Raw genomic sequence first — 25,175 nt, 5'->3', positions numbered from 1 at the left:
CAGAGCGACGAAATGCTGATCTGCCATTGCAACATCATCACCGAAAAGGAGATCGAGCAGACGATCATCGGCCTGCTGGATCAGGATCCCTGGCAGCTCATCGTGCCGGCAAAGGTCTATCACGCCATGCACAAACGTGGCCGCTGTTGCGGCTGCTTCCCAAATGTGGTCGAAACGATCATTCGGGTCACCGAGAACTACCACGCCCGCTCGCAGGCGAGCGGCGTGGACATCGTTTCACATCTGGATCGCGTCAGGGGCCTGCGCGTCCAATACGGGAGCAGAGCCCATGAAAGGCGAACCACAGATCATCGAGCGGCTTAACGAGGCTCTTTTTCTGGAGCTCGGCGCCGTCAACCAGTATTGGGTGCATTTCCGTCTGCTCGAGGATTGGGGATACGCCAAGCTGGCCAAGAAGGAGCGGGCGGAATCGATCGAGGAGATGCACCACGCCGACAAGCTGGTCGCCCGCATCATCTTCCTTGAAGGCCACCCCAACCTGCAATCCGTGGCGCCGCTGCGCATCGGCCAGAACGTCAAGGAAGTGCTCGAATCCGACCTTGCCGGTGAATATGACGCGCGCACTGCTTACAAGCGCTCGCGCGAAATCTGCGAGGAAGCGGGCGACTACGTGACGATGAAACTGTTCGAGGAACTGCTGACCGATGAGGAAAGCCATATCGACTTCCTCGAGACGCAGCTCGACCTGCTGGCCTCGATCGGTGAGGAAAAATACGGCCAGCTCAACGCCGCATCGGCGGACGAGGCGGACTAAGGATATGCGGGAATGCGGCGCCTCTTAGACTTCCCGCGCCGCTTGCGGCGGGCAAAAGCCCCGCTGCCCCTCCGGAAAACACCAGCCATATCGGCTGGTCGGCGCGGTGTCATTTTCATGCTGGCGCTGACATCCTCCGCCATCGCCGGCGACCTTCAACCCGCCGGCCTCGCCACTTCGCGCACCGACCTCAATGCCAAGGATCAGGCGCGCGTCACCGCCGTCAGCAGGCCGACCACGGATTTCTCCAAACCCGAGCCCTTCGAACTGATGCAAGGTGGCGCCGGCACCTCGCGGAAGGACGTCAGCCGTGATTCCTTCTCGCAATCGTCGGCCAACATCAGCTTCGAGGAAGAAGGCACCTTCAAGCTCGGCAACGCGCTTTTCCGCAAGAATTGGGTGTCGTCGCCATCCTCGACGCAGGCCTCGGACGGACTCGGGCCCCTGTTCAACGAACGGGCCTGCCAGAACTGCCATCTGAAGGATGGCCGTGGCCGGCCGCCACAAGGCGATGCCGGCACCACCTCGATGTTCCTGCGGCTGGCGCGCGACGCAAGCAGCGCGGAAGAGAAGGCGGCGCTTGCCGACCACAGGCTGCTCAATCTCCCGGACCCGGTCTATGGCACGCAGTTGCAGGAACTAGCCGTCCCTGGCCTCAAGGGCGAGGGCAGCATGCGTGTCGACTATCAGGAACGTAAGGTGGAGCTGACGGACGGCACCGTCATTTCCCTGCGCAAACCCACCTACGCGGTAGACGATCTTGGCTATGGGCCGCTCGATCCGCGCACCACGCTGTCGCCGCGCCTGACGCCGCCCATGATCGGCCTTGGCCTGATCGAACAGATCGCGCCGGCGGACATTCTGGCCCATGCCGACCCGGACGACAGGGACGGCGATGGCATCTCCGGCAAGCCGAACATCGTGCGTGATGGCCTGAGCGGTGAACTGACGCTTGGCCGCTTCGGCTGGAAGGCGCAGGCCGCGTCGATCCGCCGGCAGGCCGCGGACGCCTTTGCCGGCGACATCGGCATCTCGACACCCGAGGAGCCGAAACACTGGGGGGATTGCACCGCCGCGCAGGAGAAATGCCTCGCCATGCCCAACGGCGTGCAGGCGCGCCTCGGCCCGGCCGAGGCGCCGGCGCCGGTGATGGATCTCGTCACCTTCTATTCGCGGAACCTGGCGGTGCCGGCGCGGCGCGATCTCGCCTCGCCCGATGTGCTCGCCGGCAAGAAGGTCTTTTACGAAATCGGCTGCGTTGCCTGCCACACGCCGAAATTCGTCACCCGTCGCGATGCGCCCGACAGGGCGCAGGCGTTCCAGCTGATCTGGCCTTATTCCGATTTCCTGCTGCACGACATGGGGCCGGACCTTGCCGACGGCCAGGCCGTGGGCGAGGCGACAGGCAATGAGTGGCGCACCCCGCCGCTATGGGGGATCGGCCTCACCGAAACGGTCAACGGCAATTCCTTCTATCTGCACGACGGCCGTGCGCGGTCTTTGGTCGAGGCTATCCTGTGGCATGGTGGCGAGGCGCAAAAGGCGCGCGACCGCTTTGCCGCCGCAAACGCCACCGAGCGCGATGCGCTGGTCAAATTCCTGGAGTCACTGTGATGCTGAAGCGTTTCGCGCTGGTTCTCGTTCTTCCGCTGGTTCTACTGGCCGCATTGCCCGCATCGGCCGCGGTCAAAGCCTCGGACGTCGTCCAGCGCGCGATCGACGGTTTTGTCCGCCCGGCCTATGCCGATCTGCACCAGCATACGGAAGCCCTCGCCAAGGCGATGCACAAGCTCTGCGAGGCGCCCTCGCAAGGGGAGCTTGATGCGGCGCGCGCGGCGTTCTCGGCTACCGTCTATGCCTGGTCATCGGCCGAGATCATCGGTTTCGGGCCGATCAAGGAGAACAACAGGGCGGAGCGCATGCTGTTCTGGCCGGACCGCAAGAGCATCGGTCTGAAACAGGTGCAGGCGGCGCTGTCGGGCAAGGATCCCACCGCCACCGATCCTGCGCAGCTTGCCGACAAGAGCGTTGCCATGCAGGGGCTCGGCGCGCTGGAATTCGTGCTTTACGGCGACGGCGCCGATGCCTTGACGGGCAAGGACGAACCCTATCGCTGCGCTTATGGCGCGTCCGTTGCCGGCAACATCGAAACCATCGCCGCCGATGTCAGCGCGGCCTGGAGCAAACCGGACGGCTTCGCGGCACTCTGGGCCAATCCGGGGCCACGGAATGCGCTCTATCGCGATGGCAACGAAGCGGTCACCGAACTGGTCGGCGTCTTCATCAACGAGCTGGAAATGGTCCGGGATGTCCGCCTCAAAGGCTTTCTGGGCGCTACGCCCGACGCCGACAAGCCAAAACAGGCGATCTACTGGCGTTCGCAAAACACCGGCAATGCGCTGGCTGGAAATCTGGCCGGCATCGATGCGCTGTTTCAGGTGTCGAAGCTTGGCGACGCGCTGCCGCCGGATGCGCGTTGGATGGCGGAATCGATCCACATCCAGCTGGTCAACGGCGTTGCGGCTGCCAAGGCCGTCCAAGGCCCGATCGACAGGGCGCTCGCCGATCCGGCGCTGCGCGAAAAACTCGAGCATCTCGTCCTGATCACCTCCAGCCTGTCGACCCTGATCGGCACCAGGCTGACCGCCGAATTCGGCCTGACCGCCGGCTTCTCGTCGCTGGATGGGGACTGAGCATGAAGAGATTGCTCATCGATCGCCGCGATTTCCTCAGGGCCGCCGGCATCGGCTTTGCCGCCGCGGTGACGCCCTCAGCCTGGGCAACCACGCTTGCTGCGGATGCCGTCTTTGCCACCGCCTTCGTCAAGCGCGATGGCAGTTTTGGCGCCGCCGTCCTGTCCGAGGCCGGCAAGGTGCTGCATGCGATCGACCTGCCCGATCGCGGCCACGACGTCACCTTCGATCCCGCATCGAGGCGTTCGGTGGTTTTCGCCCGCCAGCCCGGCACCTTCGCCGTCGTGTTCGATCACACCGGGCGCGACGCTCCGCTGACCATCGCCAGCATCGCCGGCCGGCATTTCTTCGGCCATGGCGTGTTCTCGCCCGACGGCGCGTTGCTCTACGCCACCGAGAACGATTTCGACAACGCGGCCGGCGTGGTCGGCGTCTATGACGCGCGGGCGAAATTCAATCGCATCGGCGAATTCCCCACCTACGGCATGGGTCCGCACGAACTTCTGCTCTTGGGCGACGGCAGGACGATCGCGGTCGCCAATGGCGGCATCGAGACCCATCCCGACTATGGCCGCGCCGAGCTCAACATCGCCACCATGAAACCGTCCTATGTGCTGGTCGACCGCGTCACCGGGGATCTCATCGAAAAACATGAATTGCCGGCTGCTTTGCACCAGCTGTCGATCCGCCACATGGATGCAGACCGGTCCGGCACCGTCTGGTTCGGTTGCCAGTACCGGGGGCCGGGCACCGATCGTCCGTTGCTGGTCGGCCGCGCCGCGCGTGGCAAGGATCTGGCTTTGCTCGACATGCCGCAGACTTTGCTATCCGGCTTCCGCAACTATATCGGCTCGGTCGCCGCCAATCCTGTTGCCGGTACCGTTGCCGTATCCTCGCCGGAGGGCAATTCGCTGGTCGTCATCGATGCGGGCAGGGGCGGGGTCGTCTCCTCCAATACGCTGGTCGAGGTCTGCGGCGTGGCCCCTGACGGGGCCGGGTTCATGGCCACAACGGGCGCCGGCGAGATCATCGAGGACAGTGGTGCCACGCGGTCGGAACCGGACTATGTCTGGGACAATCACATGCTGCGAATAGAGCAGGCGGCATAAGCTCTTCTGCCAGCCCAAACCGAAGCCGCTTAACAAATTGTGCACTATACCCTTGCGGTTGCGCGCTGTGGCGGGCACAGGGAATTGTTTCTAGCAACCGGTCGTTTCATGAAGGTCCTTGCCATCGACTGTGCCGCCAGCCTCTGCGCCGCCTGCGTCTACGACGCGGCGGTCGGGCAGGAACTCGGCCGTTCGGTGCTGGATCTGGGCAAAGGCCATGCCGAGCACCTGATGGCCGTCATCGCAGAGGCGCTGAACGCCGGTGCGAACGGCTACGCCGACCTTGGCGCCATTGCCGTCTCCGTCGGCCCCGGGTCCTTCACCGGCCTGCGTGTCGGCGTGTCGACCGCGCGCGGCCTGGCGCTGGCGCTCAAGGTGCCGGCAATCGGGGTGACAACCCTCGAGGCGCTGGCTGCCGAGGCGGTCACCGCATTTCCAGGCCGTGCCGTGCTGGCGGCGCTCGATGCCGGACGGGAGGAAATCCATGCCGCTCTCTACGATGAAATGTCAGTTTTGACTTACGGTCCGGCCGTGGCCACGCTTGCGAATGCGGCGGCCATGGCGTCGGAACGTTCCGCGGTGCTTGCCGGCACGGCCGCGACGCCGATCGCTGAAGCGGCCGGCCGACCCTTCGACATCGGGCCTCGGACGGCCACCGCCGACATTCTCACCTACGCCCGGCTGGCTGCCGCAAAGGGGCAGGGCGAAAGGCCGAAACCGCTTTATCTGCGCGGTGCCGATGCCAAGCCACAGGCCGGGTTTATACTTTCGAGGCAAAGACCATGATCCCGAAAAGTGGAAGCCGGTTTTCGCGGACAAACGGCCCCGTTTGTCCAGAGATCATGGTCAGACGAGAAAACGAGAGTTAATGCGCATACCTTTTCTCCAATCGCGTCGCCGGGACTACGCGCTCGAGCCGCTCAGGATCACCGACAGCCCCGCTATATCGGTGCTGCACCGCGAGGATTTTGTCCGCCCATGGACCGACGGTGAGTTCGCCGCCTTGCTCGAACAGGACACCGTGTTCGGTTATGCCGCCCGCGAAACCGGGCAGGGCGCCAAGCCGCCTGTTGGCTTCGTCCTCGCCCGGCTGGCCGCTGGCGAAGGCGAAATCCTGACCGTCGCGGTGGCGCGGTCGCATCGCCGCCAGGGATTGGGCTGGCAGTTGATGGACGCCGTGCTGCGCGAACTGCATTCGCAACGCGCCGAGGCCCTGTTCCTCGAGGTCGACGAGACCAATGCCGCCGCGATCGCCCTCTATCGTCGGCTGGGTTTTCGGGAAGTCGGCAAGCGCCCGGATTACTACAAGTCGCCCGATCGCCGGCCGACAGGCGCGCTTGTCATGCGCCGCGATCTTCGCTAGCGAGGGATCGGGTAGGGCCAGGACATATGATCGGAAAAATCAGGATTTTCCTGGCGCTGGGCCTCGTCGTCGCCGGGTCGCTGGTTTTCGTGCCGCTGCAGATCCTGTCGATGAAAACCGGCTGGTGGCCGGAAACCGTCATCCTCAAGATCTGGCATAGGCTGATCATCCGGGCGCTCGGCATGCGTATTCATGTCAAGGGGACGCTCTCCGACAAACGCCCCTTGCTGGTTGCCTCCAACCACATCTCCTGGACCGACATCATGGTGCTGGGCTCTTTTGCCGATGTGAAATTCATCGCCCGGGCCGACATGGAAGGCTGGCCGCTGATCGGCATGCTGTCGAAGCTGCAACGCACCGTCTTCATCGAGCGTGAGCGCAAGCGCTCCTCGGGCGATCAGGCCAGCGAGATCGCCAGCCGCATGGCCAAGGGCGACGCCATGGTGCTGTTCGCGGAGGGGTCGACCGGTGACGGCAATATCGTCCTGCCTTTCAAGAGCACGCTGTTCGGCGCGGCCTCGATGGCGATCTCGGAAGGTGCCGCGCAGGAAGTGTTCATCCAGCCGGTGGCGATCGTCTACACGCGCCTGCACGGCGTGCCGCTTGGCCGCCGCCACCGCCCGATCGCGGCCTGGATCGGCGACGAGGACCTGATGCCGCATCTCAAGGTGCTGATGGCCGAGGGCGCGCTCGACGTCGAGGTGCATTTCGGCGAACCGATCGCCTTTGCCAAGGGCTCCAACCGCAAGGAAACGGCCAAATTGATGGAAGGCCGGGTGCGCGAGATGATGCAGGCGGCGCTCGCCGATCCCCTCCCGAGCCGTTAGCCGCCGGCAGGAGCCAGCCGGCGCATGCCGAGAATCGTCTGTTTTTTGTCACGGAAAGGCGTTAGAAGCCGCCGGATGGACTTGAACACGATTGAAAGCGACGACATCGGCACTGCGGCCGGACAGCCGGCGGTGCGCGCCACGGCAGAGAAGAAGGTCTTCATCAAGACCTATGGCTGCCAGATGAACGTCTATGATTCTCAGCGCATGACCGACGCGCTGGCCGCCGACGGCTATACCGCGACCGATGCCATCGGCGAAGCCGATCTGGTGCTGCTCAACACCTGCCACATCAGGGAGAAAGCCGCCGAAAAGGTCTATTCCGAACTCGGCCGCATCCGCGACATGAAGGCCGAACGCGCCGGTGCCGGCCGCGAGATGCTGATCGGCGTCGCCGGCTGCGTGGCGCAGGCCGAGGGCGCCGAGATCATCCGCCGGTCGCCGGCCGTCGACCTGGTCATCGGTCCGCAGACCTATCACCGTCTGCCCGATGTGCTGGCGCGGGTGCGCGGCGGCGAGAAGATCGTCGAGACCGAATACGCCATTGAGGACAAGTTCGAACATCTGCCGCAGCCGAAGCGCGCCGAGTTGATCAAGCGCGGCGTCACCGCCTTCCTCACCGTCCAGGAAGGCTGCGACAAGTTCTGCACCTTCTGCGTCGTGCCCTATACGAGAGGCTCGGAAGTGTCGCGGCCGGTGGCGCAGATCGTCGCGGAGGCCGAGCGCCTGGCCGAGGCCGGGGTGCGCGAGGTGACGCTGCTCGGCCAGAACGTCAACGCCTGGCATGGCGAGGGCGATAATGGCGCGGAATGGGGTCTCGGCCGCCTGCTGTTCCGGCTGGCCGAAATCCCCGGCCTGGCGCGGTTGCGCTACACCACCAGCCATCCGCGCGACATGGACAACGAATTGATCGCGGCGCACCGCGACCTGCCGTCGCTGATGCCCTATCTGCATCTGCCGGTGCAATCGGGCTCAAACCGCATTCTGAAGGCGATGAACCGCAGGCATACTGCCAAGGATTATCTGGCGCTGCTCGACCGCATCCGCGCCGCGCGCCCCGATATCGCGCTGTCGGGCGACTTCATCGTCGGTTTCCCCGGCGAGACGGAGGCCGATTTCGAGGCGACCATGGAACTGGTGCGCCAGGTGGGCTACGCCTCGGCCTTCTCGTTCAAATATTCGCCGCGTCCCGGCACGCCGGGGGCCGACATGCCTGACCACGTGCCGGAAACGGTCAAGGACGAGCGCTTGCAGCGCCTGCAGGCATTGCTGCTGAAACAACAGCAGGATTTCGGCTTGAGCCTGGTCGGCAGCACCATCGATACGCTGATCGAGAAGCCCGGCCGTCAGGCCGGCCAGAAGGTCGGCCGCTCGCCTTGGCTGCAGCCGGTTATTGTTGATGAAAAGGCCGGCGAAATCGGTGACATTATCAAGGTGCGAATCACGAAGACGGGCTACAACAGCCTGTTCGCCGAATTGGCCTGATGGTCTCGGCAGATGAGGAGAGACGGTTGAGCGCAGCGGAGCTGAAGAATCTGCCCCCGGTACCGGCATCCGGGGCTTCTGACATGGCGCACATCGTTCTGACTTTCGACAACAATAAGCTTGCCAGCGCCCTTTACGGCCAGTTCGACGAAAACCTCGCCCGGCTCGAGCAGAAGCTCGGCGTCGATATCCGTTCGCGCGGCAATCAGCTGACCATCAAAGGATCGGCGTCCGCCGCCGAACAGGCGCGCCGTGCCTTGGACAATCTGTACGGCATCCTGCAGAAGGGCGTCGATATCGGCCAGTCCGATGTCGACGGTGCCGTTCGCATGGCTATCGCCGCCGACGACCAGCTCACGCTGCCGACACTGGAGCGCAAGGGCAAGGTTTCCGCCGCCCAGATCGCCACCCGCAAGAAGACGATCTATGCCCGTTCGCTCAACCAGGACGCCTATATGCGGGCGCTGGAGCGTTCGGAGCTGGTGTTCGGCATCGGTCCGGCCGGCACCGGCAAGACCTACCTGGCGGTGGCGCATGCGGCGATGCTGCTCGAGCGTGGCATGGTCGAGCGCATCATCCTGTCGCGGCCGGCAGTCGAAGCCGGCGAACGGCTGGGCTTCCTGCCGGGCGATATGAAGGAGAAGGTCGATCCGTATCTGCGTCCGCTCTACGACGCGCTCTACGACATGATGCCGGCCGACAAGGTCGAGCGCGCCATTGCGGCCGAAGTGATCGAGATCGCGCCGCTTGCCTTCATGCGCGGCCGCACGCTGGCGCACGCCGCGGTGATCCTCGACGAGGCGCAGAACACCACGCCGATGCAGATGAAGATGTTTCTCACCCGTCTCGGCGAGAACTCGCGCATGATCGTCACCGGCGATCCGACCCAGATCGATCTTCCTCCGAGCACCAAATCGGGCCTGGTCGAAGCTTTGCGTGTCCTCGACGGTGTGGCAGGCGCGGTAACCGTGCGCTTCAACGATGTCGACGTCGTTCGCCATCCGCTGGTGGCTGAAATCGTCAGGGCCTATGACCGGGACGCCAAGCTGGCGCGCGGCCTCGGTGCCGAGAATTGATGTGACGATGCGGCCTCATGCCTGAGGACAACACATCCGGCGGCGGGAGCCTTCCGGTTCCCGTCGAGATCGACATATCGATTGAAGCGGGCGACTGGCCCGATGAAGCAAGCCTGACGCGGCTGGTCGATCGCGCGGTTGATGCCGCCTTTGCCGAGACCGGTGTGACGGGTCATTCCGAACTCAGCATTGTTTTTTCCGACGATGCCCATATCCGTACCTTGAATGCGGACTGGCGCGGCAAGGACAAGCCCACCAACGTCTTGTCTTTCCCGGCTTTTCCGCATGTGAATGGTGGCCCACTGCCGCCGATGCTCGGCGACATCGTGCTTGCCGCCGAAACCGTGGCGCGCGAAGCGGCACTGGAAGACAAGCCGCTGGAGAACCATATCTGCCATCTCGTCATCCATGGCCTGCTGCACCTCATGGGCCATGATCACGAGACCGACGCCGAGGCCGAGGAGATGGAAGCCATCGAGCGCGCCGCGCTTGCAAGGCTTGCCATTCCCGATCCCTACGCGTAACTAAAAAAGACCAATTGACCGGACGACGATGAACGACAAACCAGAGACTGCCGCCCGCCCCGACGCCGGCAGTGCGACCAAGGCTTCCGATACGTCGGAAGAGGGATCAAGTCCGAGTACCATCACTGGCAGCGCCGCCATCGAGCCGTCGCCTGCCGGTCCCTCCCTGTTCAACCGCGTGCTGGGCCTGTTCCGGCAACGCAATGGCACCAGCCTGCGCGAGGAGATCGCCGGCGCGCTCGCCGAGACGACGAGCGATGTCGAATCCTTCTCGCCTGGCGAGCGCGCCATGCTCAACAACATCCTGCGCCTGCGCGAAGTGCGCGTCGAGGACGTCATGGTTCCGCGCGCCGATATCGAGGCGGTCGAGATCGCCACGACGCTTGGTGACTTGCTTGGCATGTTCGAACAATCCGGCCATTCCCGCATGCCGGTCTATTCCGAGACGCTCGACGACCCGCGCGGCATGGTCCATATCCGAGACGTGCTGGCCCATATCACCAAGCTGGCGCGCGTCAGGAAAGGCCGCACGAGCCGCAAAACGCCCGTCGCCACGGTTCTTGATCTTGCCCAGGTCGACCTCGCGCGCACCATCGGCGAGCTCAATCTGATCCGCCAGGTCCTGTTCGTGCCGCCGTCGATGCTTGCTTCCGACTTGATGGGCCGCATGCAGACGACGCGCACGCAAATGGCCCTGGTCATCGATGAATATGGTGGCACGGACGGCCTCGTCTCGCTCGAGGACATCGTCGAGATGGTGGTCGGCGACATCGAGGACGAGCACGACGACGATGAGCCGATGATCACCCAGACCGGCGACGGCGTGTTCATCGTCGACGGCAAGGCCGAGATCGACGAGGTCGCCAAGATGATCGGCGAGGATTTCGCCGCGGGTGAACATGGCGAATATGTCGACACCATTGGCGGCATGATCTTCAACACGCTCGGCCGCGTGCCGGCGCGTGGCGAGGTGGTGCAGGCCATCCCTGGCTTCGAGTTCCATGTGGTCGATGCCGATCCGCGCCGCGTCAAGCGCGTGCGCATCGTGCAGAGCCAGAAGGGCGAGCGCCGCCGGCGCGCCACGGCGCGCACCGAACAGGCCTGAAAAGCTGCCGCGCAATGACAATCGAGGATCCGTTCAAGCATCCGGTCCTCGGTTCTGGCGTGTTCTACCGCGACCCGCGTGCGGCGCTGGATTGGCTCGAAGAGGCCTTCGGCTTCGAGCCCAGCATGGTGGTCCGCGATACCGGCGGGAAACTGATCCATGCCGAGATGCGGTTCGGGGATGGTTGTATCATCGTCGATTCCGAATGGGCCGATCATGTCGCGAGCCCCGCATCGGTCGGTGGCAAGAACACGCAGTCGGTCTATATCAGGCTGAAAGACGGCCTCGATGCGCATTGCGAGCAGGCCCGCGCGGCCGGTGCCGCCATAATCCAGGAACCGGCGGACCAGTTCTACGGCGAACGCCAGTATCGGGCGCGCGATCCCGAAGGCCATATCTGGACGTTCACGCAGCCAATCCGTTCTGTTTCCCGTGAAGAGGCCGAGCGCCTGGGTGGCTTGCGCATCGAGGGTTGGCACCGGTAGAGCCATGGTCGGTCATGCGGCCGGCGTTTGGAGTGCAGGCCGCGGCCTGATAAATCTTGGCTCCTGATTCGCGCGACTCGGAAGTATTCATGGTGCGCCTTGCCGGCCGGATAATTCTGCTCTGGGGCTGGCGCCGCGCGCTGGTGGCCTTTCTCGCCGGAGCGCTGGCGGTGCTGGGCCAGGCGCCTTACGATTTCTTCGCCGCCTGTTTCATTTCGTTTCCGGTGCTGGTCTGGCTGCTCGACGGCGCGACCGGCGAAGCCTCCGGCAGCCTGGTCCGGCGCCTGCGGCCGGCTTTCGCCGTCGGCTGGTGGTTTGGCTTCGGTTATTTCCTCGCCGGCCTCTGGTGGATCGGCTCGGCGCTGCTGGTCGAGGCCGACGATTTTGCCTGGGCGCTTCCCTTCGCCGTGGTCGGCATTCCTTTCGCGCTCGCATTTTTCTATGGCTTCGCAACGATGGTCGCCCGGCTCCTGTGGAGCAGCGATATCGGCCGTATCGCTGCCCTTGCCTTCGGTTTTGCGCTGGCGGAGTGGCTGCGCGGCTTCCTGTTCACCGGATTTCCCTGGAATGCCATCGGCTACGCGGCGATGCCGGTCCCCCTTTTGATGCAAAGCGTCTCGGTGACCGGCATGATCGGCATGAACGCGCTCGCGGTTTTCCTTTTCGCACTGCCGGCGCTGCTGGCGGCGCGCCGGCATCTTCGGCTGGGCGCCGCCCTGTTTGTCCTGCTCGTCGCCGCCCATGCCGGCTTTGGCTATGTCAGGATCGCGGCCCCCGAAAAGCCGGCGGCGCGCAGTCTCGATGTCCGTATCGTCCAGCCGGCCGTCGACCTGTCGGAAAAGTGGGATGCCTCGGTGCGTGACCGCATCTTCGCCACCTTGCTGGGCCTGTCTTCCAAGGCGCCGGATCCAGGTCACGAAAGACCGCAACTGATTCTCTGGCCGGAAACCTCGGTGCCGTTCCTTTTCACCGAGCGCCCCGATGCCTTGACGGCGCTGGGCGACATGCTGGGCGACGGCCAGATGCTGATCGCTGGCGTCGTGCGCGAAGAGGGCGGCTCGGCGGCAAGCCCCGACAGCCGCTACTACAACTCCGTCGTGGCGATCAACGACAAGGGCGAGATCGCCGATGCCGTGGACAAGGTTCATCTGGTGCCGTTCGGCGAGTACCTGCCTTTTGCCGACCTGCTCGGCCGTTTCGGCATCGAACAGCTCGTCGCTGGGCCGATGACGTTCACGGCTGGCAACGAGCGTCATCCCATCACGCTGCCGGGTGGCATTCGTGCCCTGCCATTTATCTGTTATGAGGTGATCTTTCCCGATCTGGTGGCAGTTGACGCAACGTCAGCGCAGCTTATTGTGAACGTTACCAATGATGCATGGTTCGGCGACACGCCGGGACCGTATCAGCATTTCAGGCAGGCCCAGATTCGCGCGGTGGAGAACGGATTGCCCCTGTTGCGTGCTGCCAACAACGGCATCTCGGCCGTTGTCGACCCCCGTGGCCGCGTCGTCGATGCGCTGGCCATCGACGCGCGCGGGGCCATCGATGTGAAGGTTCCTGTTTCCGAACAGACGGTGATTTCGTCCCGTCAGCGGCGCATTAACGGAACGCTGATCATGTTGCTGTTTGCGCTGGGGGGGGTGCTGTTGAACGTAAGGCAAAGGCTACGGGTGAATTGACAGTTGGCACATTAGAAACTCATACTGTACCGCCTGAAAATTTCTCGAAGCCGGTGGATCGTTCTGTTGGGGCAGTCGCCTCCGGTTTTCTTTGGGCAGGAAAAAAATCACAAAGCCGAAAAAATTCGGCGAGGAAAAAATGACAGAAGAAAACAAGAAGAAACCGAATCCCATCGACATCCACGTTGGAAGCCGGGTCCGGCTTCGCCGCAATATGCTCGGAATGAGCCAGGAAAAGCTGGGCGAGAATCTCGGCATCACGTTTCAACAAATCCAGAAATATGAAAAGGGCACCAATCGCGTCGGCGCCAGCCGTCTGCAGGCGATAGCCTCCATACTCGGCGTGCCCGTCGCCTTCTTTTTCGAGGATGCGCCGGGCCAGGAGCTGACGGCCAACCGTGGTTTTGCCGAGGATAGCTCGATGGCTTTCGCCGTCGAATTCTGCGGCAGTCCCGAAGGGCTTCAGCTCAACCGGGCCTTTGTCAAGATCGCCGACGTCAAGGTGCGCCGCAGGATCATAGACCTGGTGAAATCGCTCGCCGAGGACGATCTCGACTGATCCGCGATGCGCTTCGCACCGGCGGCGTGCGCCGCCGGTGGCACAAGATATCGTCTCCGACATTCAGGCCAGACCGGCGGCAACGCTTGACGAGCAGCGCTTTGCCCCGCTAACACGTGGCGCGCCAAAATCGGCAGCCTGCCGATCGTTTTTCAAGAGGGGACACCCGTGACGCGGCAGAACTACTTCTTTACCTCGGAATCCGTTGCCGAGGGCCATCCCGACAAAGTCTGTGACCGGATCTCCGACGAAATCGTCGATCTGGTCTATCGTGAAGCCAAGAAGACCGGCATGGACCCGTGGAAAGTCCGTGTGGCCTGCGAGACGCTGGCGACCACCAACCGCGTCGTCATCGCCGGCGAGGTGCGCGTCCCCGAGACGCTCTTGAAGAAGGACAAGGCCGGCAATATCCTCAAGGATGCCGCGGGCCACCCGATCGTCAATCCGGCGAAGTTCAAATCCGTCGCCCGCAAGGCGATCCGCGAGATCGGCTACGAGCAGGCCGGCTTCCACTGGAAGACGGCCAAGATCGAGGTCCTGCTGCATGGCCAGTCGCCCGACATCGGCCAGGGCGTGGACAACGCGGCCGACCGTCAGGGCGAGGAAGGTGCCGGCGACCAGGGCATCATGTTCGGCTATGCCTGCCGCGAGACGCCTGACCTGATGCCGGCGCCGATCTACTACAGCCACAAGATCCTCGAACTCCTGGCCGCCGCCCGTCACGAGAACAATGGCGAGGCCGGCAAGCTTGGCCCCGATGCCAAGAGCCAGGTCACCGTTCGCTATGTCGACGGCAAGGCCGCGGAGGCGACGCAGATCGTGCTGTCGACCCAGCATCTCGATTCGAGCTGGGATTCCAAGAAGGTCCGCAAGGTCGTGGAACCCTATATCCGCGAGGCATTGGGCGACCTCAAGATCGCTGACGACTGCATGTGGTACATCAACCCGACCGGCAAGTTCGTCATCGGCGGTCCGGACGGCGATGCCGGCCTGACGGGCCGCAAGATCATCGTCGACACCTATGGCGGCGCGGCCCCGCATGGCGGCGGCGCCTTCTCCGGCAAGGACACCACCAAGGTCGACCGGTCGGCCGCCTATGCGGCGCGCTACCTGGCCAAGAACGTCGTGGCGGCGAAGCTTGCCGACCGCTGCACCATCCAGCTGTCCTACGCCATCGGCGTCGCGCAGCCGCTGTCGGTCTATGTCGACCTGCACGGCACCGGCAAGGTCGACGAGGCCAAACTCGAGGATGCCCTGCGCACCGTGATGGACCTGTCGCCTTCCGGCATTCGCCGTCATCTCGATCTCAACAAGCCGATCTACGCCAAGACGTCGTCTTACGGCCATTTTGGCCGCAAGGCTGGCCGTGACGGGTCTTTCTCCTGGGAAAAGACCGATCTGGCCAAGGCGCTCAAGGATGCTGTCGCGGCCTGAGGGCGGCGGCAGGACTTGCGCCAATCGATGCGTGACGGGGACAGGCCAAGCCGCACGACCGAAGCCTTCTTCGGCCGTCGGCGCGGCAAACCCGTTCGCCCGCAGCAAGCGGCGGCGCTGGAAAGCGGGCTTGGCGCCTATCGGCTCGATCTGACGGCTGAAGCCCCGTCGGATCCGCGGACCCTGTTCAAAACCGACGTTTCGGCGGTTCGGCTTGAGATCGGCTTTGGCGGCGGCGAACATCTTCTGCATCGCGCGACCGAGGCGCCGACGATCGGCTTCATCGGCGTGGAGCCCTTCGTCAACGGCATGGCCAAGATGATGATGGCGGTGCGGGCAGTGCCGCTGGCCAATCTCAGGGTCTACGACGACGACGCCACCCAGTTGCTTGACTGGCTGCCGCCGTCCTCGCTCGACGGTATCGACCTTCTCTATCCCGACCCCTGGCCTAAGAAGAAGCACTGGAAGCGGCGTTTCGTCAGCCCGGTCAATCTCGACCGTTTCGCGCGCGTCCTGAAGCCGGCCTCAAAATTCCGCTTCGCGTCCGACATCGACACTTATGTGAACTGGACCTTGCTGCATTGCCGGGCGCATGGCGCTTTTGCGTGGCAGGCGGATGAGGCAGCCGACTGGCATCGTCCCTATGAGGGTTGGCCGGGTACACGCTATGAGGCCAAGGCCATTCGCGAGGGGCGCCGGCCGGCCTATCTTACCTTCATCAGGACGTAGGCGCTCCCGACCGTCGACGGCTCCGGCAACTTACCGGGAGCCGAATCGAATGCTCATCACAGTCAGAAACGGCCGATCCTGTTGAATATGGCCGGGTCCATGCCGAGATTGCGCAGGTCGTCGGCTCGTGGCTTACGCCCGGCTTCCACGGCGCGCGATGCGGCAACGGCGCTGCCGAATGTGGTGAAGAGATCGCCCAAGGCGGAGAATATCCTGCGGTTGCTCATGATCTTGTCCTTCCGCGCGCCAGCGCGCGCCAATTCAATTCATTTGATGGCTAACAAATAAGAGCGCGACGCGGGCTCTCACAGGGGGATTGCCGCATGGCGGCCATGCGCCTGGAACAACCCTGAACCCACAGGCTTTTGTCCGGCCGGGACTGCGGACTTGAAACACCAGCCCGGATCGTCTATATCAGCCTCAAATTCTTGGTCGGTATGACGAAGAGTGGGTCCACCCGGTCCCGCTCTTTTTTATTACCTGCCGATAGCTTCGAATTGAGCGACAGGGATCGAATGACCGCAACGGCAAACGAGGGCGACGACCGCATCATCCGCGAAAGCGGCATCGATGCGCGCATTGCGCTGATCGTCCAGCCGGTGCTGCGCGGCATCGGCTTTCGCCTCGTGCGCGTGCATCTGTCCGGCCAGAACGGACTGACGCTGCAGATCATGGCCGAGCGTGAGGACGGCACCATGACCGTCGAGGATTGCGAAGAGGTCAGCCGCGCGGTGTCGCCGGCGCTCGACGTCGATGATCCGATCGAAAAGGCCTATCATCTCGAAGTTTCTTCGCCCGGAATCGATCGGCCCTTGGTGCGCAAATCGGATTTCGTGACCTGGACCGGTCATCTGGTGAAGATGGAGACTTCGGTCGTCGTCGCCGATCGCAAGCGTTTCAAGGGCAAGATCGCCGAGGCCGGTGAGAACGATGTGCTGATCGAGCGCGACAAGGCGGCCTATGGTGAGGAGCCGACGGTGCGCGTGCCCTACGATGCCATTGCCGATGTCCGGCTGATCCTGACCGACGACCTCATTCGCGAAGCGTTGTCGAAGGACAACAGGGCGCGCAAGGAAGCCAAGAGACGTCGCGGTGAACCGGACGACGATGTGTCCGAGGGTGCGGAACCGGACGTCACGGAAGAACACGAACAGGAAATTTGATTGAGCTGCCGGGCGCAAAGGTCCGGCGAACAGGCTCGGGAGAAAGAACATGGTTGTAAGCGCCAACAGACTTGAACTGCTGCAGATTGCCGATGCGGTCGCGCGTGAAAAGTCGATCGACAAGTCGATCGTCATCGCCGCCATGGCCGATGCGATCCAGAAGGCGGCGCGTTCGCGTTATGGTCAGGAGACCAACATCCGCGCCGACATCAACCCGAACACCGGCGAGATGAAGCTGCAGCGGCTGATGGAAGTGGTCGAGAAGGTCGACGATTACGCCACCCAGATCGCCATTTCCTCCGCCCGCGAGCGCAATCCCGACGCCCAGCTCGGCGATTTCATCGCCGAACAGCTGCCGCCGATGGATTTCGGCCGCATCGCCGCCCAGTCTGCCAAGCAGGTTATCGTGCAGAAGGTGCGCGAGGCCGAGCGTGACCGCCAGTACGACGAGTACAAGGACCGTATCGGCGAGATCGTCAACGGCACCGTCAAGCGCGTCGAATATGGCAACGTCATCGTCGATCTCGGCCGTGGCGAAGCGATCATTCGTCGCGACGAGCTGATTCCGCGTGAAAACTACAAATATGGCGATCGCGTCCGCGCCTATGTCTACGACGTGCGCCGCGAGCAGCGTGGCCCGCAGATCTTCCTGTCGCGCACCCATCCGCAGTTCATGGCCAAGCTCTTCACCATGGAAGTGCCTGAGATCTATGACGGCATCATCGAGATCAAGTCGGTCGCCCGCGACCCGGGCTCGCGCGCCAAGATCGCCGTCATCTCGCGTGATAGCTCGATCGATCCGGTCGGCGCCTGCGTTGGTATGCGCGGCAGCCGCGTCCAGGCCGTCGTCGGCGAATTGCAGGGCGAGAAGATCGACATCATTCCGTGGTCGCCTTCGGCCGCCTCCTTCATCGTCAATGCGCTGCAGCCGGCGGAAGTCGCCAAGGTCGTGCTCGACGAGGATGCGGAGCGCATCGAAGTGGTGGTTCCCGACGATCAGCTGTCGCTGGCCATCGGCCGCCGCGGCCAGAACGTGCGCCTTGCCTCGCAGCTCACTGGCTGGGATATCGACATCCTGACCGAGGCCGAGGAATCCGAGCGCCGTCAGAAGGAATTCGTCGAGCGCTCGGCGCTGTTCATGGAAGCGCTCGATGTCGACGAGATGGTCGGTCAGGTGCTGGCCTCCGAAGGTTTCACCAGCGTCGAGGAAGTCGCCTATGTCGATGCCGGCGAAATCGCCTCCATCGACGGCTTCGATGAGGATACCGCCTCTGAAATCCAGACCCGCGCCCGCGAATATCTGGAGAAGATCGAAGCCGAGCACGACGAGAAGCGCAAGGCGCTGGGCGTTTCGGATGATCTGCGCGAAATTCCAGGCGTCACCACCGCCATGATGGTGACGCTCGGCGAGGACGGCGTGAAGACGATCGAGGATTTCGCCGGCTATGCCGCCGACGACCTCACCGGCTGGAAGGAACGCAAGGACGGCGAGACCAAGGTCTATCCCGGCGTGCTGGCCAACCACGGCGTTTCGCGCGCCGACGCCGAGCAGATGGTTCTGGCCGCTCGCCTCAAGGCCGGCTGGATCACCGAGGACGAGCTTGCGGCCGAAGAAGAAACGGCTGACGAAGCCGTTGGTGCGTGAGGTGAAACCGCATCGCACACAACCCGCCCTTGGACGAGATGAACGATCGCACCTGCATCGTCACCCGAAAACAGGCCGAACCGGATGAACTGATCCGGTTCGTCGTCGGTCCGGATTCGGCCGTCGTTCCCGATCTCAAGCGAAATCTGCCCGGCCGTGGTTGCTGGGTGAGTGCCGACCGCCTACATATCGAGAAGGCGGCGGCCAAGAACCTTTTTGCCCGCGCCTTCAAGGCACAGGTGGTCGTACCGCCCGATCTCGGCGGCATGGTCGACGGGTTGCTCTCCAGGTCCGCTTTAGGCATGCTGGGCCTTGCCCGCAAGGCAGGCGCGATTTCGCTGGGTGCCACCAAGGTGGAGAGCGCGGTGCGCGGCGGGCTGGCGCTTTTCGTGCTCCACGCGACCGAGGCATCCGACGACGGCGTACGCAAGATCAGCCAGGCGCGGCGGGCGACCGTCCATATTGGCGGCCCTTCCATCCTTGCCTACAAACTTTTCTCCGAGGCCGAGTTGAGCTTGGCATTGGGGGGTACAAATGTGATACATGCTGCCGTCCTCGCGGGAGACGCGGGTAAGGCGGTCCAGAAGCGCATGGTTGCGCTCGACCGATATCGGGGCGGAACCCCGGACGATCTTGCAATGCTTGCGGCCGTTGCTGACGAAGATGATGCTGCAGAGGATATGGAATGAACGATACGAAATCGGGCGACGACAAGACGTTGAGTGTTACACCGAAGAAGACCTTGACGCTGAAGCGCCCCGGCATGGAACAAGGCACTGTGCGCCAGAACTTCTCGCACGGCCGTACCAAGTCGGTCGTGGTCGAGACCAAGAAGCGCAAGTTCTCGCTGCCCGGTGATAAGCCGGAGCCGGTTGCCGCTCCGGCTGCGCCCGTCTTCACGCCGAAGCCGGCGGTCGTGGCGGCACCTGTCGTGCAGGAAGCGCCCAAGGCGCCGCCCCCGCCGCGGCCTCCGGTCGAGCGCAGCGGCATGGTGCTGAACGAATTGTCGCGCAGCGAAATGGACGCGCGCCGCAGGGCGCTCGAGGGCTCGAAGGTCCGCGAGGTCGAAGACCGTCAGCGCGCGGCCGAAGAGGCCAAGCGCCGCGCCGAGGACGAAGAGCGCCGCAAGCGCGAACGCGAGGACTCGGCGCGCCGCCAGGCCGAGGAAGAGGCACGGCTGCAGACCGAGGCCGAATCGCGCCGTCGCGCCGAGGAAGAGGCTCGCCGCCGCGCACCGCAAGCCGCTGAGTTGGCGACCGCCGACGAGGAGGAAGAGGTCAAGCCGAAGCGGGCGATCGCTGGTGCGCCGGTGCGCCGCCTGGTCACGCCCGAAGTGGCGCGCCCGGCCAAGCCGACCAAGAGCGAGGAAGACCGCCGCCGTGGCAAGCTGACACTGAATTCCGCGTTGTCCGACGAGGATGCGCGGGCCCGTTCGCTGTCGTCGATGCGTCGCCGCCAGGAAAAATTCAAGCGCGCGATGCACAATGAGCCGCGCGAAAAGGTCATGCGCGAAGTGATCCTGCCCGAGACCATCACCATCCAGGAACTGGCGCAGCGCATGTCCGAGCGTGCTGTCGACCTGGTCAAGTACTTCATGAAGCAGGGCCAGATCCTGAAGCCGGGCGACGTCATCGACGCCGACACGGCCGAGCTGGTGGCCACCGAATTCGGCCACACGGTCCGCCGCGTCGCCGAGTCCGACATCGAGGAAGGCCTGTTCAACATCGCCGACCGCCCGGAAGACCTCGTGTCGCGTCCGCCGGTCGTCACCATCATGGGCCACGTCGACCACGGCAAGACGTCGCTGCTCGATGCCATCCGCAACGCCAATGTCGTTTCCGGCGAGGCCGGCGGCATCACCCAGCATATCGGCGCCTATCAGGTCGAGAAGAACGGTCAGAAGATCACCTTCATCGACACGCCCGGCCACGCCGCCTTCACGGCCATGCGCGCCCGTGGCGCCCAGGCGACCGACATCGCCATCCTGGTGGTTGCGGCCGACGACAGCGTCATGCCGCAGACGATCGAATCGATCAGCCATGCCAAGGCGGCCGGCGTTCCGATCATCGTGGCGATCAACAAGATCGACAAGCATGATGCCGATCCGCAGAAAGTGCGCTCGGAACTCTTGCGCCACGAGGTCTTCGTCGAATCGATGGGCGGTGAGGTGCTGGACGTCGAAGTGTCGGCGACCAAGGGCACCAATCTCGACAAGTTGCTCGAAGCGATCCTGCTGCAGGCCGAAATCCTCGACCTCAAGGCCAACCCCGACCGCACCGCCGAAGGTGTCGTCATCGAGGCGCAGCTCGACAAGGGCCGTGGTCCCGTCGCCACCGTGCTGGTGCAGACCGGCACCTTGATGCCGGGCGACATCCTCGTCGCCGGCAACGAATGGGGCCGTGTGCGCGCGCTCGTCAACGATCGCGGCGAGCAGATCAAGGAAGCGCCGCCGGCGATGCCGGTCGAGGTGCTCGGCCTTCAGGGAACCCCGCAGGCCGGCGACCGCTTCGCGGTGGTCAACAACGAGGCCCGCGCCCGCGAGATCACCGAATATCGCCAGCGTCTGGCACGCGAGAAGGCGGTGGCCAGGCATGCCGGCCAGCGTGGCTCGCTCGAACAGATGATGTCGCAGTTGCAGACGAGCGGGCTGAAGGAATTCCCGCTGGTCATCAAGGGCGACGTGCAGGGTTCGATCGAAGCGATCAATGCTGCCCTGGATAAGCTCGGCACCGACGAAGTGCGTGCGCGCATCGTTCATTCCGGCGCCGGCGCCATCACCGAAAGCGACGTCTCGCTGGCGGAAACGTCCGGCGCGGCGATCATCGGCTTCAACGTGCGCGCCAATGTGCAGGCGCGTGCCGCGGCCGCGGCCGCGGGCATCGAGATCCGCTACTACTCGATCATCTACAACCTGGTGGATGATGTGAAGGCGGCTCTGTCGGGCCTGCTGTCGCCGGAGCGTCGCGAGACCTTCATCGGCAATGCCGAGATCCTCGAGATCTTCGACATCACCAAGGTCGGCAAGATCGCCGGCTGCCGTGTCACCGAGGGCAAGGTCGAGCGTGGCGCGGGCGTGCGCCTGATCCGCGACAACGTGGTCATCCACGAAGGCACGCTGAAGACCCTGAAGCGCTTCAAGGACGAGGTTTCGGAAGTCCCGGGCGGCCAGGAATGCGGCATGGCCTTCCAGAACTACGAAGACATGCGCGTCGGCGACATCATCGAGTGCTTCCGCGTCGAGATGGTGACCCGCACACTCTGAGTTCGAGTGGCTTGTCGATATTGGGCGGTGGTCGAAAGACCGCCGTGTCAGTGCTATTGAGAATGACCGTTTGAGACATGCGGCACGGTCCTATCCCGCGCCTCACGCTTTCAGGATTGAGAAAAATGCCCCGTTCCACAACATCAAGCCCATCCCAGCGCATGCTGCGCGTCGGCGAGCAGGTGCGCCATGCACTCTCCGAAACCTTGCAGCGCGGCGAGATCATCGACCCGTTGATTGAAAATTCGGTCGTTTCGGTCTCGGAAGTGCGCATGTCGCCCGATCTCAAGATCGCCACCGCCTTTGTTTCTCCGCTCGGCGCCAAGGATGCCAACGCGGTGATCGAGGCGCTGAACAAGCATGCCAAGTTCGTGCGTGGCCGCGTCTCCGGTGCGCTCAGGCAGATGAAATACATGCCGGAATTCCGCTTCCGGCTCGATACCTCCTTCGACAATTTCGCCAGGATCAACGACCTGCTGAAATCGCCCGAAGTGGCGCGCGATCTGGATACCGACGACAACAAGGAAGAAGAATGATGGCGCGTCGCGGCAAGAAGAAGGGCCGGCCGGTCTCCGGCTGGGTGGTGCTGGACAAGCCGGTCGGCATGGGCTCGACCGAAGCCGTCTCCAAGATCAAATGGCTGTTCCAGGCCGAAAAGGCCGGCCATGCCGGCACGCTAGACCCTCTTGCCTCCGGCATGCTGCCGATCGCGCTCGGCGAAGCCACCAAGACCGTGCCCTACGTGCAGGACGGCGCCAAGATCTACCGCTTCACCGTTGCCTGGGGCGATGAGCGCTCCACCGACGATCTTGAAGGGCCGGTGACGAAGAGCTCCGACCTGCGTCCGGCGGAAGCCGAGGTGCGGGCGCTGCTGCCGAAATACACCGGCGTCATCATGCAGACGCCGCCGCAGTTTTCGGCGATCAAGATTGCGGGCGAGCGCGCCTACGACCTCGCCCGCGAAGGCGAGATGGTCGACATACCGCCACGTGAGATCGAGATCGGCCGGCTCGATATTGTCGAGCACAAGCCGGACCAGACGATTTTCGAAGTCGAATGCGGTAAGGGCACCTATGTGCGTTCGCTGGCCCGCGACATGGGCCGCGACCTCGGCTGCTTCGGCCATATCAGCGAGCTGCGCCGGGTCGAGGTCGAGCCGTTCACGCCAGAGGACTTCGTCACCATTGCCGAACTCGAGGCCGCCCGCTTCGGCGCCACTGGCGATGAGAATTCGGAAGCGGCCGACGACGCCGAACCGGCAGACGCGGTGGCCAAGCCGGTCGACTTCGGCGCCATCGACACGCTTCTGGTGGACACCTCGGCTGCCCTCGACTGCCTGCCGCAGATCGCCATCAGCGATGACGCGGCGACAAAGATCCGCCTCGGCAATCCTGTCATCATTCGTGGCCGTGACGCACCTGTGGAGGCCGAAGAGGCCTGCGCGAGGTCTCGCGGCAAGCTGGTCGCCATCGGCGCGATCGAGCAAGGCATGTTCAAGCCCAAGCGGGTCTTTGCCGGGTGATGCCACTCATCTAATGTCGGCACGACATCGCGGCAGAGGGGCTCCATGGCAAAGGCTGACACGGTCAAGAAGCGCGCGCCGGTGAAGACGAGGCGGCCGCCTGTCGGCGCCTCGCCCGGTACGCTGATCGCCGATCCGGCGGCGCGGCGCTCCGAATTGCGGCTGACCTTGATCTCGCCGCAGAAATTCAAGACCATCGAGAATGCCAGCATCGACGATGTCAAGGCCAATTGCCGGAAATGGCCCGTCATCTGGCTCGACTGCACCGGCCTCGCCAACATCCAATTGATCGAGGAGATCGGCCGCATCTTCAGCCTGCATCCGCTGGCGCTGGAGGATGTTGTCAACACCGGCCAGCGGCCGAAAGTCGACTTCTTCGAGGATCACGCCTTCGTCGTCGTGCGCATGATCGACGATGTCACGTCGCATCGTTACGAGCAGATCGCTCTCTTCCTCGGCGAGAACTTCGTCGTCACCTTCCAGGAGCGCGAGGGCGATCCCTTCGATCCCGTGCGCAAGCGCATCGAGAGTTCGGCGCCCAACCGCTTGCGCACACGCGGCGCCGACTATCTCGCCTACGCGCTGATCGACGCCATCGTCGACAGCTATTTTCCGCCGATCGAGGCTGCCGGCGACCTGGTCGACAGCATCGAGGACCAGATGCTGCATTCGACGCACAAGCACCAGATGCGGCAGCTGCACGAATTGCGGCGCGATGCCAATGTCCTCAAAGGCGTGCTGTGGCCGATGCGCGATGCGCTGGCGACGCTGATCCGCAACGATGTGTCCTATGTCAGAGCTGAAACCAAGGTCTTCCTCAACGACACGCTCGACCATTCGCTCAGGCTGATCGAGCTGGTCGAGACCCAGCGCGACATGCTGACCGGGCTGATCGAGATGCACCTGTCGCTGAGCCAGGCGCGCACCAACGACGTCATCTCTTACCTCACCATCGTCTCGGTCATCTTCATGCCGCTCACCTTCCTGGTCGGCGTCTGGGGCATGAACTTTAGTCCCGACGCCTCGCCATGGAACATGCCGGAGCTGCGATCCTACTATGGTTATCCGGCGGCACTCGTCTTCATGCTGCTCGTCGCGGTCGGGCTGATCGCCTTCTTCAGATGGAAGAAGTGGCTTTAGCCACGGCGAAAGGCTTCTTTCATACCGCAAAAGCCGCGACAAAGCCGGCTTGTGAATTGGGCTGGTGTTTTTCGGGGAATTGCACTATATGCGCCGCAGCATAGCGCCTTGACGCTTTGCATGCACGGCCCCTGCTGGACGACATCCCGGCTGTGGGCGACCCGTTTCCTCAAACAGATAAGGAAAAACACGATGTCGATTACTGCCGAGCGCAAACAGGAATTGATGGGTGAATTCGCAACCGCCAAGGGCGATACCGGGTCTCCGGAAGTCCAGGTGGCCATCCTTTCCGAGCGCATCAAGAACCTGACCGACCATTTTAAGGACCACAAGAAGGATAACCATTCCCGCCGTGGTCTGCTCGCTCTCGTGTCCCAGCGCCGCAGCCTGCTTGATTATCTCAAGCGCAAGGACGACGCGCGCTATCAGACACTGATCGAGAAGCTCGGTCTGCGCCGTTGACGAATTGACCGGCGGACTTTCTTCGGAAAGTCCGCCGGTCACGCATTCTGCCAGCCGTGTCGGCTGGCCAGACCCGGTTTCGAGCGTGCAGAGGGCCACTCGAAACCGCCCATGGACGGTCATGGGGCAGGATTG

Annotated in this window: 26 protein-coding genes; 25 read left to right on the top strand and 1 reads right to left on the bottom strand. The window is 63.6% G+C overall.

What is annotated here, in order from left to right:
* Positions 1-12 precede the first annotated feature (12 nt).
* The 17 genes from EN850_RS22005 to EN850_RS21925 all read left to right on the top strand — a co-directional run bounded on the left by EN850_RS22005 (position 13) and on the right by EN850_RS21925 (position 15,846).
* Entirely contained in the window at positions 13-324 is a 312-nt protein-coding gene (locus EN850_RS22005; protein WP_127279217.1) for a (2Fe-2S)-binding protein, read from the top strand.
* A complete protein-coding gene (bfr, locus tag EN850_RS22000; protein ID WP_127279216.1) occupies positions 290-775 on the top strand; it encodes a bacterioferritin in 486 nt (161 codons plus the stop codon). Before EN850_RS22005 ends, bfr begins: the two co-directional genes overlap by 35 nt.
* Positions 776-787: 12 nt before the next feature.
* A complete protein-coding gene (locus tag EN850_RS21995; RefSeq protein ID WP_136092233.1) occupies positions 788-2,389 on the top strand; it encodes a di-heme oxidoredictase family protein in 1,602 nt (533 codons plus the stop codon).
* Positions 2,389-3,468, top strand: a complete 1,080-nt coding sequence (locus EN850_RS21990) for an imelysin family protein (protein WP_136092232.1) — start codon at positions 2,389-2,391, stop codon at positions 3,466-3,468. The genes EN850_RS21995 and EN850_RS21990 overlap by 1 nt, the downstream gene beginning before the upstream one ends.
* Positions 3,469-3,470: 2 nt before the next feature.
* Complete coding sequence (locus EN850_RS21985) at positions 3,471-4,577, top strand: DUF1513 domain-containing protein (protein WP_127280628.1); 1,107 nt, start codon at positions 3,471-3,473, stop codon at positions 4,575-4,577.
* Positions 4,578-4,685: 108 nt separating this feature from the next.
* A complete protein-coding gene (tsaB, locus tag EN850_RS21980; RefSeq protein WP_127280629.1) occupies positions 4,686-5,363 on the top strand; it encodes a tRNA (adenosine(37)-N6)-threonylcarbamoyltransferase complex dimerization subunit type 1 TsaB in 678 nt (225 codons plus the stop codon).
* 82 nt (positions 5,364-5,445) lie between these two features.
* Positions 5,446-5,940, top strand: a complete 495-nt coding sequence (gene rimI, locus EN850_RS21975) for a ribosomal protein S18-alanine N-acetyltransferase (RefSeq protein ID WP_127280630.1) — start codon at positions 5,446-5,448, stop codon at positions 5,938-5,940.
* A 26-nt stretch (positions 5,941-5,966) separates the two neighbouring features.
* Positions 5,967-6,767 carry a 1-acyl-sn-glycerol-3-phosphate acyltransferase gene (locus EN850_RS21970; protein WP_127280631.1) on the top strand — a complete coding sequence of 267 codons (801 nt, stop codon included), beginning with the start codon at positions 5,967-5,969 and terminating at the stop codon, positions 6,765-6,767.
* A gap of 75 nt (positions 6,768-6,842) precedes the next feature.
* Positions 6,843-8,252: a tRNA (N6-isopentenyl adenosine(37)-C2)-methylthiotransferase MiaB gene (gene miaB, locus EN850_RS21965; RefSeq protein WP_136092231.1), complete on the top strand. Its 1,410-nt coding sequence runs from the start codon at positions 6,843-6,845 to the stop codon at positions 8,250-8,252.
* A gap of 83 nt (positions 8,253-8,335) precedes the next feature.
* The gene (locus EN850_RS21960; RefSeq protein WP_224536181.1) at positions 8,336-9,328 is read left to right on the top strand and encodes a PhoH family protein; all 993 of its coding nucleotides are present in this window, start codon (positions 8,336-8,338) and stop codon (positions 9,326-9,328) included.
* Between the two features lie 17 nt (positions 9,329-9,345).
* The gene (gene ybeY / locus EN850_RS21955) at positions 9,346-9,852 is read left to right on the top strand and encodes an rRNA maturation RNase YbeY (protein WP_127279025.1); all 507 of its coding nucleotides are present in this window, start codon (positions 9,346-9,348) and stop codon (positions 9,850-9,852) included.
* A gap of 28 nt (positions 9,853-9,880) precedes the next feature.
* A complete protein-coding gene (locus tag EN850_RS21950) occupies positions 9,881-10,957 on the top strand; it encodes a hemolysin family protein (protein ID WP_136092230.1) in 1,077 nt (358 codons plus the stop codon).
* Positions 10,958-10,971: 14 nt separating this feature from the next.
* The gene (locus tag EN850_RS21945) at positions 10,972-11,442 is read left to right on the top strand and encodes a VOC family protein (protein ID WP_135921057.1); all 471 of its coding nucleotides are present in this window, start codon (positions 10,972-10,974) and stop codon (positions 11,440-11,442) included.
* An 89-nt stretch (positions 11,443-11,531) separates the two neighbouring features.
* Entirely contained in the window at positions 11,532-13,124 is a 1,593-nt protein-coding gene (gene lnt / locus EN850_RS21940) for an apolipoprotein N-acyltransferase (RefSeq protein WP_127279028.1), read from the top strand.
* A gap of 139 nt (positions 13,125-13,263) precedes the next feature.
* The gene (locus tag EN850_RS21935) at positions 13,264-13,683 is read left to right on the top strand and encodes a helix-turn-helix transcriptional regulator (protein WP_127279029.1); all 420 of its coding nucleotides are present in this window, start codon (positions 13,264-13,266) and stop codon (positions 13,681-13,683) included.
* Positions 13,684-13,851: 168 nt separating this feature from the next.
* Entirely contained in the window at positions 13,852-15,117 is a 1,266-nt protein-coding gene (gene metK / locus EN850_RS21930) for a methionine adenosyltransferase (protein WP_127279030.1), read from the top strand.
* Between the two features lie 27 nt (positions 15,118-15,144).
* Positions 15,145-15,846 carry a tRNA (guanosine(46)-N(7))-methyltransferase TrmB gene (locus tag EN850_RS21925; protein ID WP_135882874.1) on the top strand — a complete coding sequence of 234 codons (702 nt, stop codon included), beginning with the start codon at positions 15,145-15,147 and terminating at the stop codon, positions 15,844-15,846.
* A gap of 62 nt (positions 15,847-15,908) precedes the next feature.
* On the opposite strand, the gene EN850_RS21920 is transcribed toward EN850_RS21925, so the two are convergent.
* Positions 15,909-16,073, bottom strand: a complete 165-nt coding sequence (locus tag EN850_RS21920; protein WP_127279034.1) for a hypothetical protein — start codon at positions 16,071-16,073, stop codon at positions 15,909-15,911.
* Positions 16,074-16,361: 288 nt separating this feature from the next.
* Between EN850_RS21920 and rimP the strand changes: the two genes are divergently transcribed.
* The 8 genes from rimP (at position 16,362) to rpsO (ending at position 25,040) form a co-directional block, all read left to right on the top strand.
* The gene (rimP, locus tag EN850_RS21915) at positions 16,362-17,009 is read left to right on the top strand and encodes a ribosome maturation factor RimP (protein ID WP_135882873.1); all 648 of its coding nucleotides are present in this window, start codon (positions 16,362-16,364) and stop codon (positions 17,007-17,009) included.
* A 49-nt stretch (positions 17,010-17,058) separates the two neighbouring features.
* Positions 17,059-18,654: a transcription termination factor NusA gene (gene nusA / locus EN850_RS21910; RefSeq protein WP_027142036.1), complete on the top strand. Its 1,596-nt coding sequence runs from the start codon at positions 17,059-17,061 to the stop codon at positions 18,652-18,654.
* 38 nt (positions 18,655-18,692) lie between these two features.
* Positions 18,693-19,343, top strand: coding sequence for an RNA-binding protein (locus EN850_RS21905; protein WP_013891268.1), 651 nt, complete (start codon positions 18,693-18,695; stop codon positions 19,341-19,343).
* Positions 19,340-21,916: a translation initiation factor IF-2 gene (gene infB, locus EN850_RS21900; protein WP_127279032.1), complete on the top strand. Its 2,577-nt coding sequence runs from the start codon at positions 19,340-19,342 to the stop codon at positions 21,914-21,916. Before EN850_RS21905 ends, infB begins: the two co-directional genes overlap by 4 nt.
* 125 nt (positions 21,917-22,041) lie before the next feature.
* The gene (rbfA, locus tag EN850_RS21895) at positions 22,042-22,452 is read left to right on the top strand and encodes a 30S ribosome-binding factor RbfA (protein WP_127870742.1); all 411 of its coding nucleotides are present in this window, start codon (positions 22,042-22,044) and stop codon (positions 22,450-22,452) included.
* Positions 22,452-23,438 carry a tRNA pseudouridine(55) synthase TruB gene (truB, locus tag EN850_RS21890; protein ID WP_136092289.1) on the top strand — a complete coding sequence of 329 codons (987 nt, stop codon included), beginning with the start codon at positions 22,452-22,454 and terminating at the stop codon, positions 23,436-23,438. The genes rbfA and truB overlap by 1 nt, the downstream gene beginning before the upstream one ends.
* A gap of 45 nt (positions 23,439-23,483) precedes the next feature.
* Entirely contained in the window at positions 23,484-24,578 is a 1,095-nt protein-coding gene (corA, locus tag EN850_RS21885; RefSeq protein ID WP_135862091.1) for a magnesium/cobalt transporter CorA, read from the top strand.
* A gap of 192 nt (positions 24,579-24,770) precedes the next feature.
* Positions 24,771-25,040, top strand: coding sequence for a 30S ribosomal protein S15 (rpsO, locus tag EN850_RS21880; RefSeq protein WP_006202929.1), 270 nt, complete (start codon positions 24,771-24,773; stop codon positions 25,038-25,040).
* Positions 25,041-25,175: the final 135 nt, after the last annotated feature.

The organism is Mesorhizobium sp. M8A.F.Ca.ET.207.01.1.1, from assembly GCF_004794715.1.
Classification (GTDB): domain Bacteria; phylum Pseudomonadota; class Alphaproteobacteria; order Rhizobiales; family Rhizobiaceae; genus Mesorhizobium.
The sequence above is the reverse complement of the archived record's forward strand: the minus strand, read 5'-3'. Positions and strand labels throughout refer to the sequence as shown.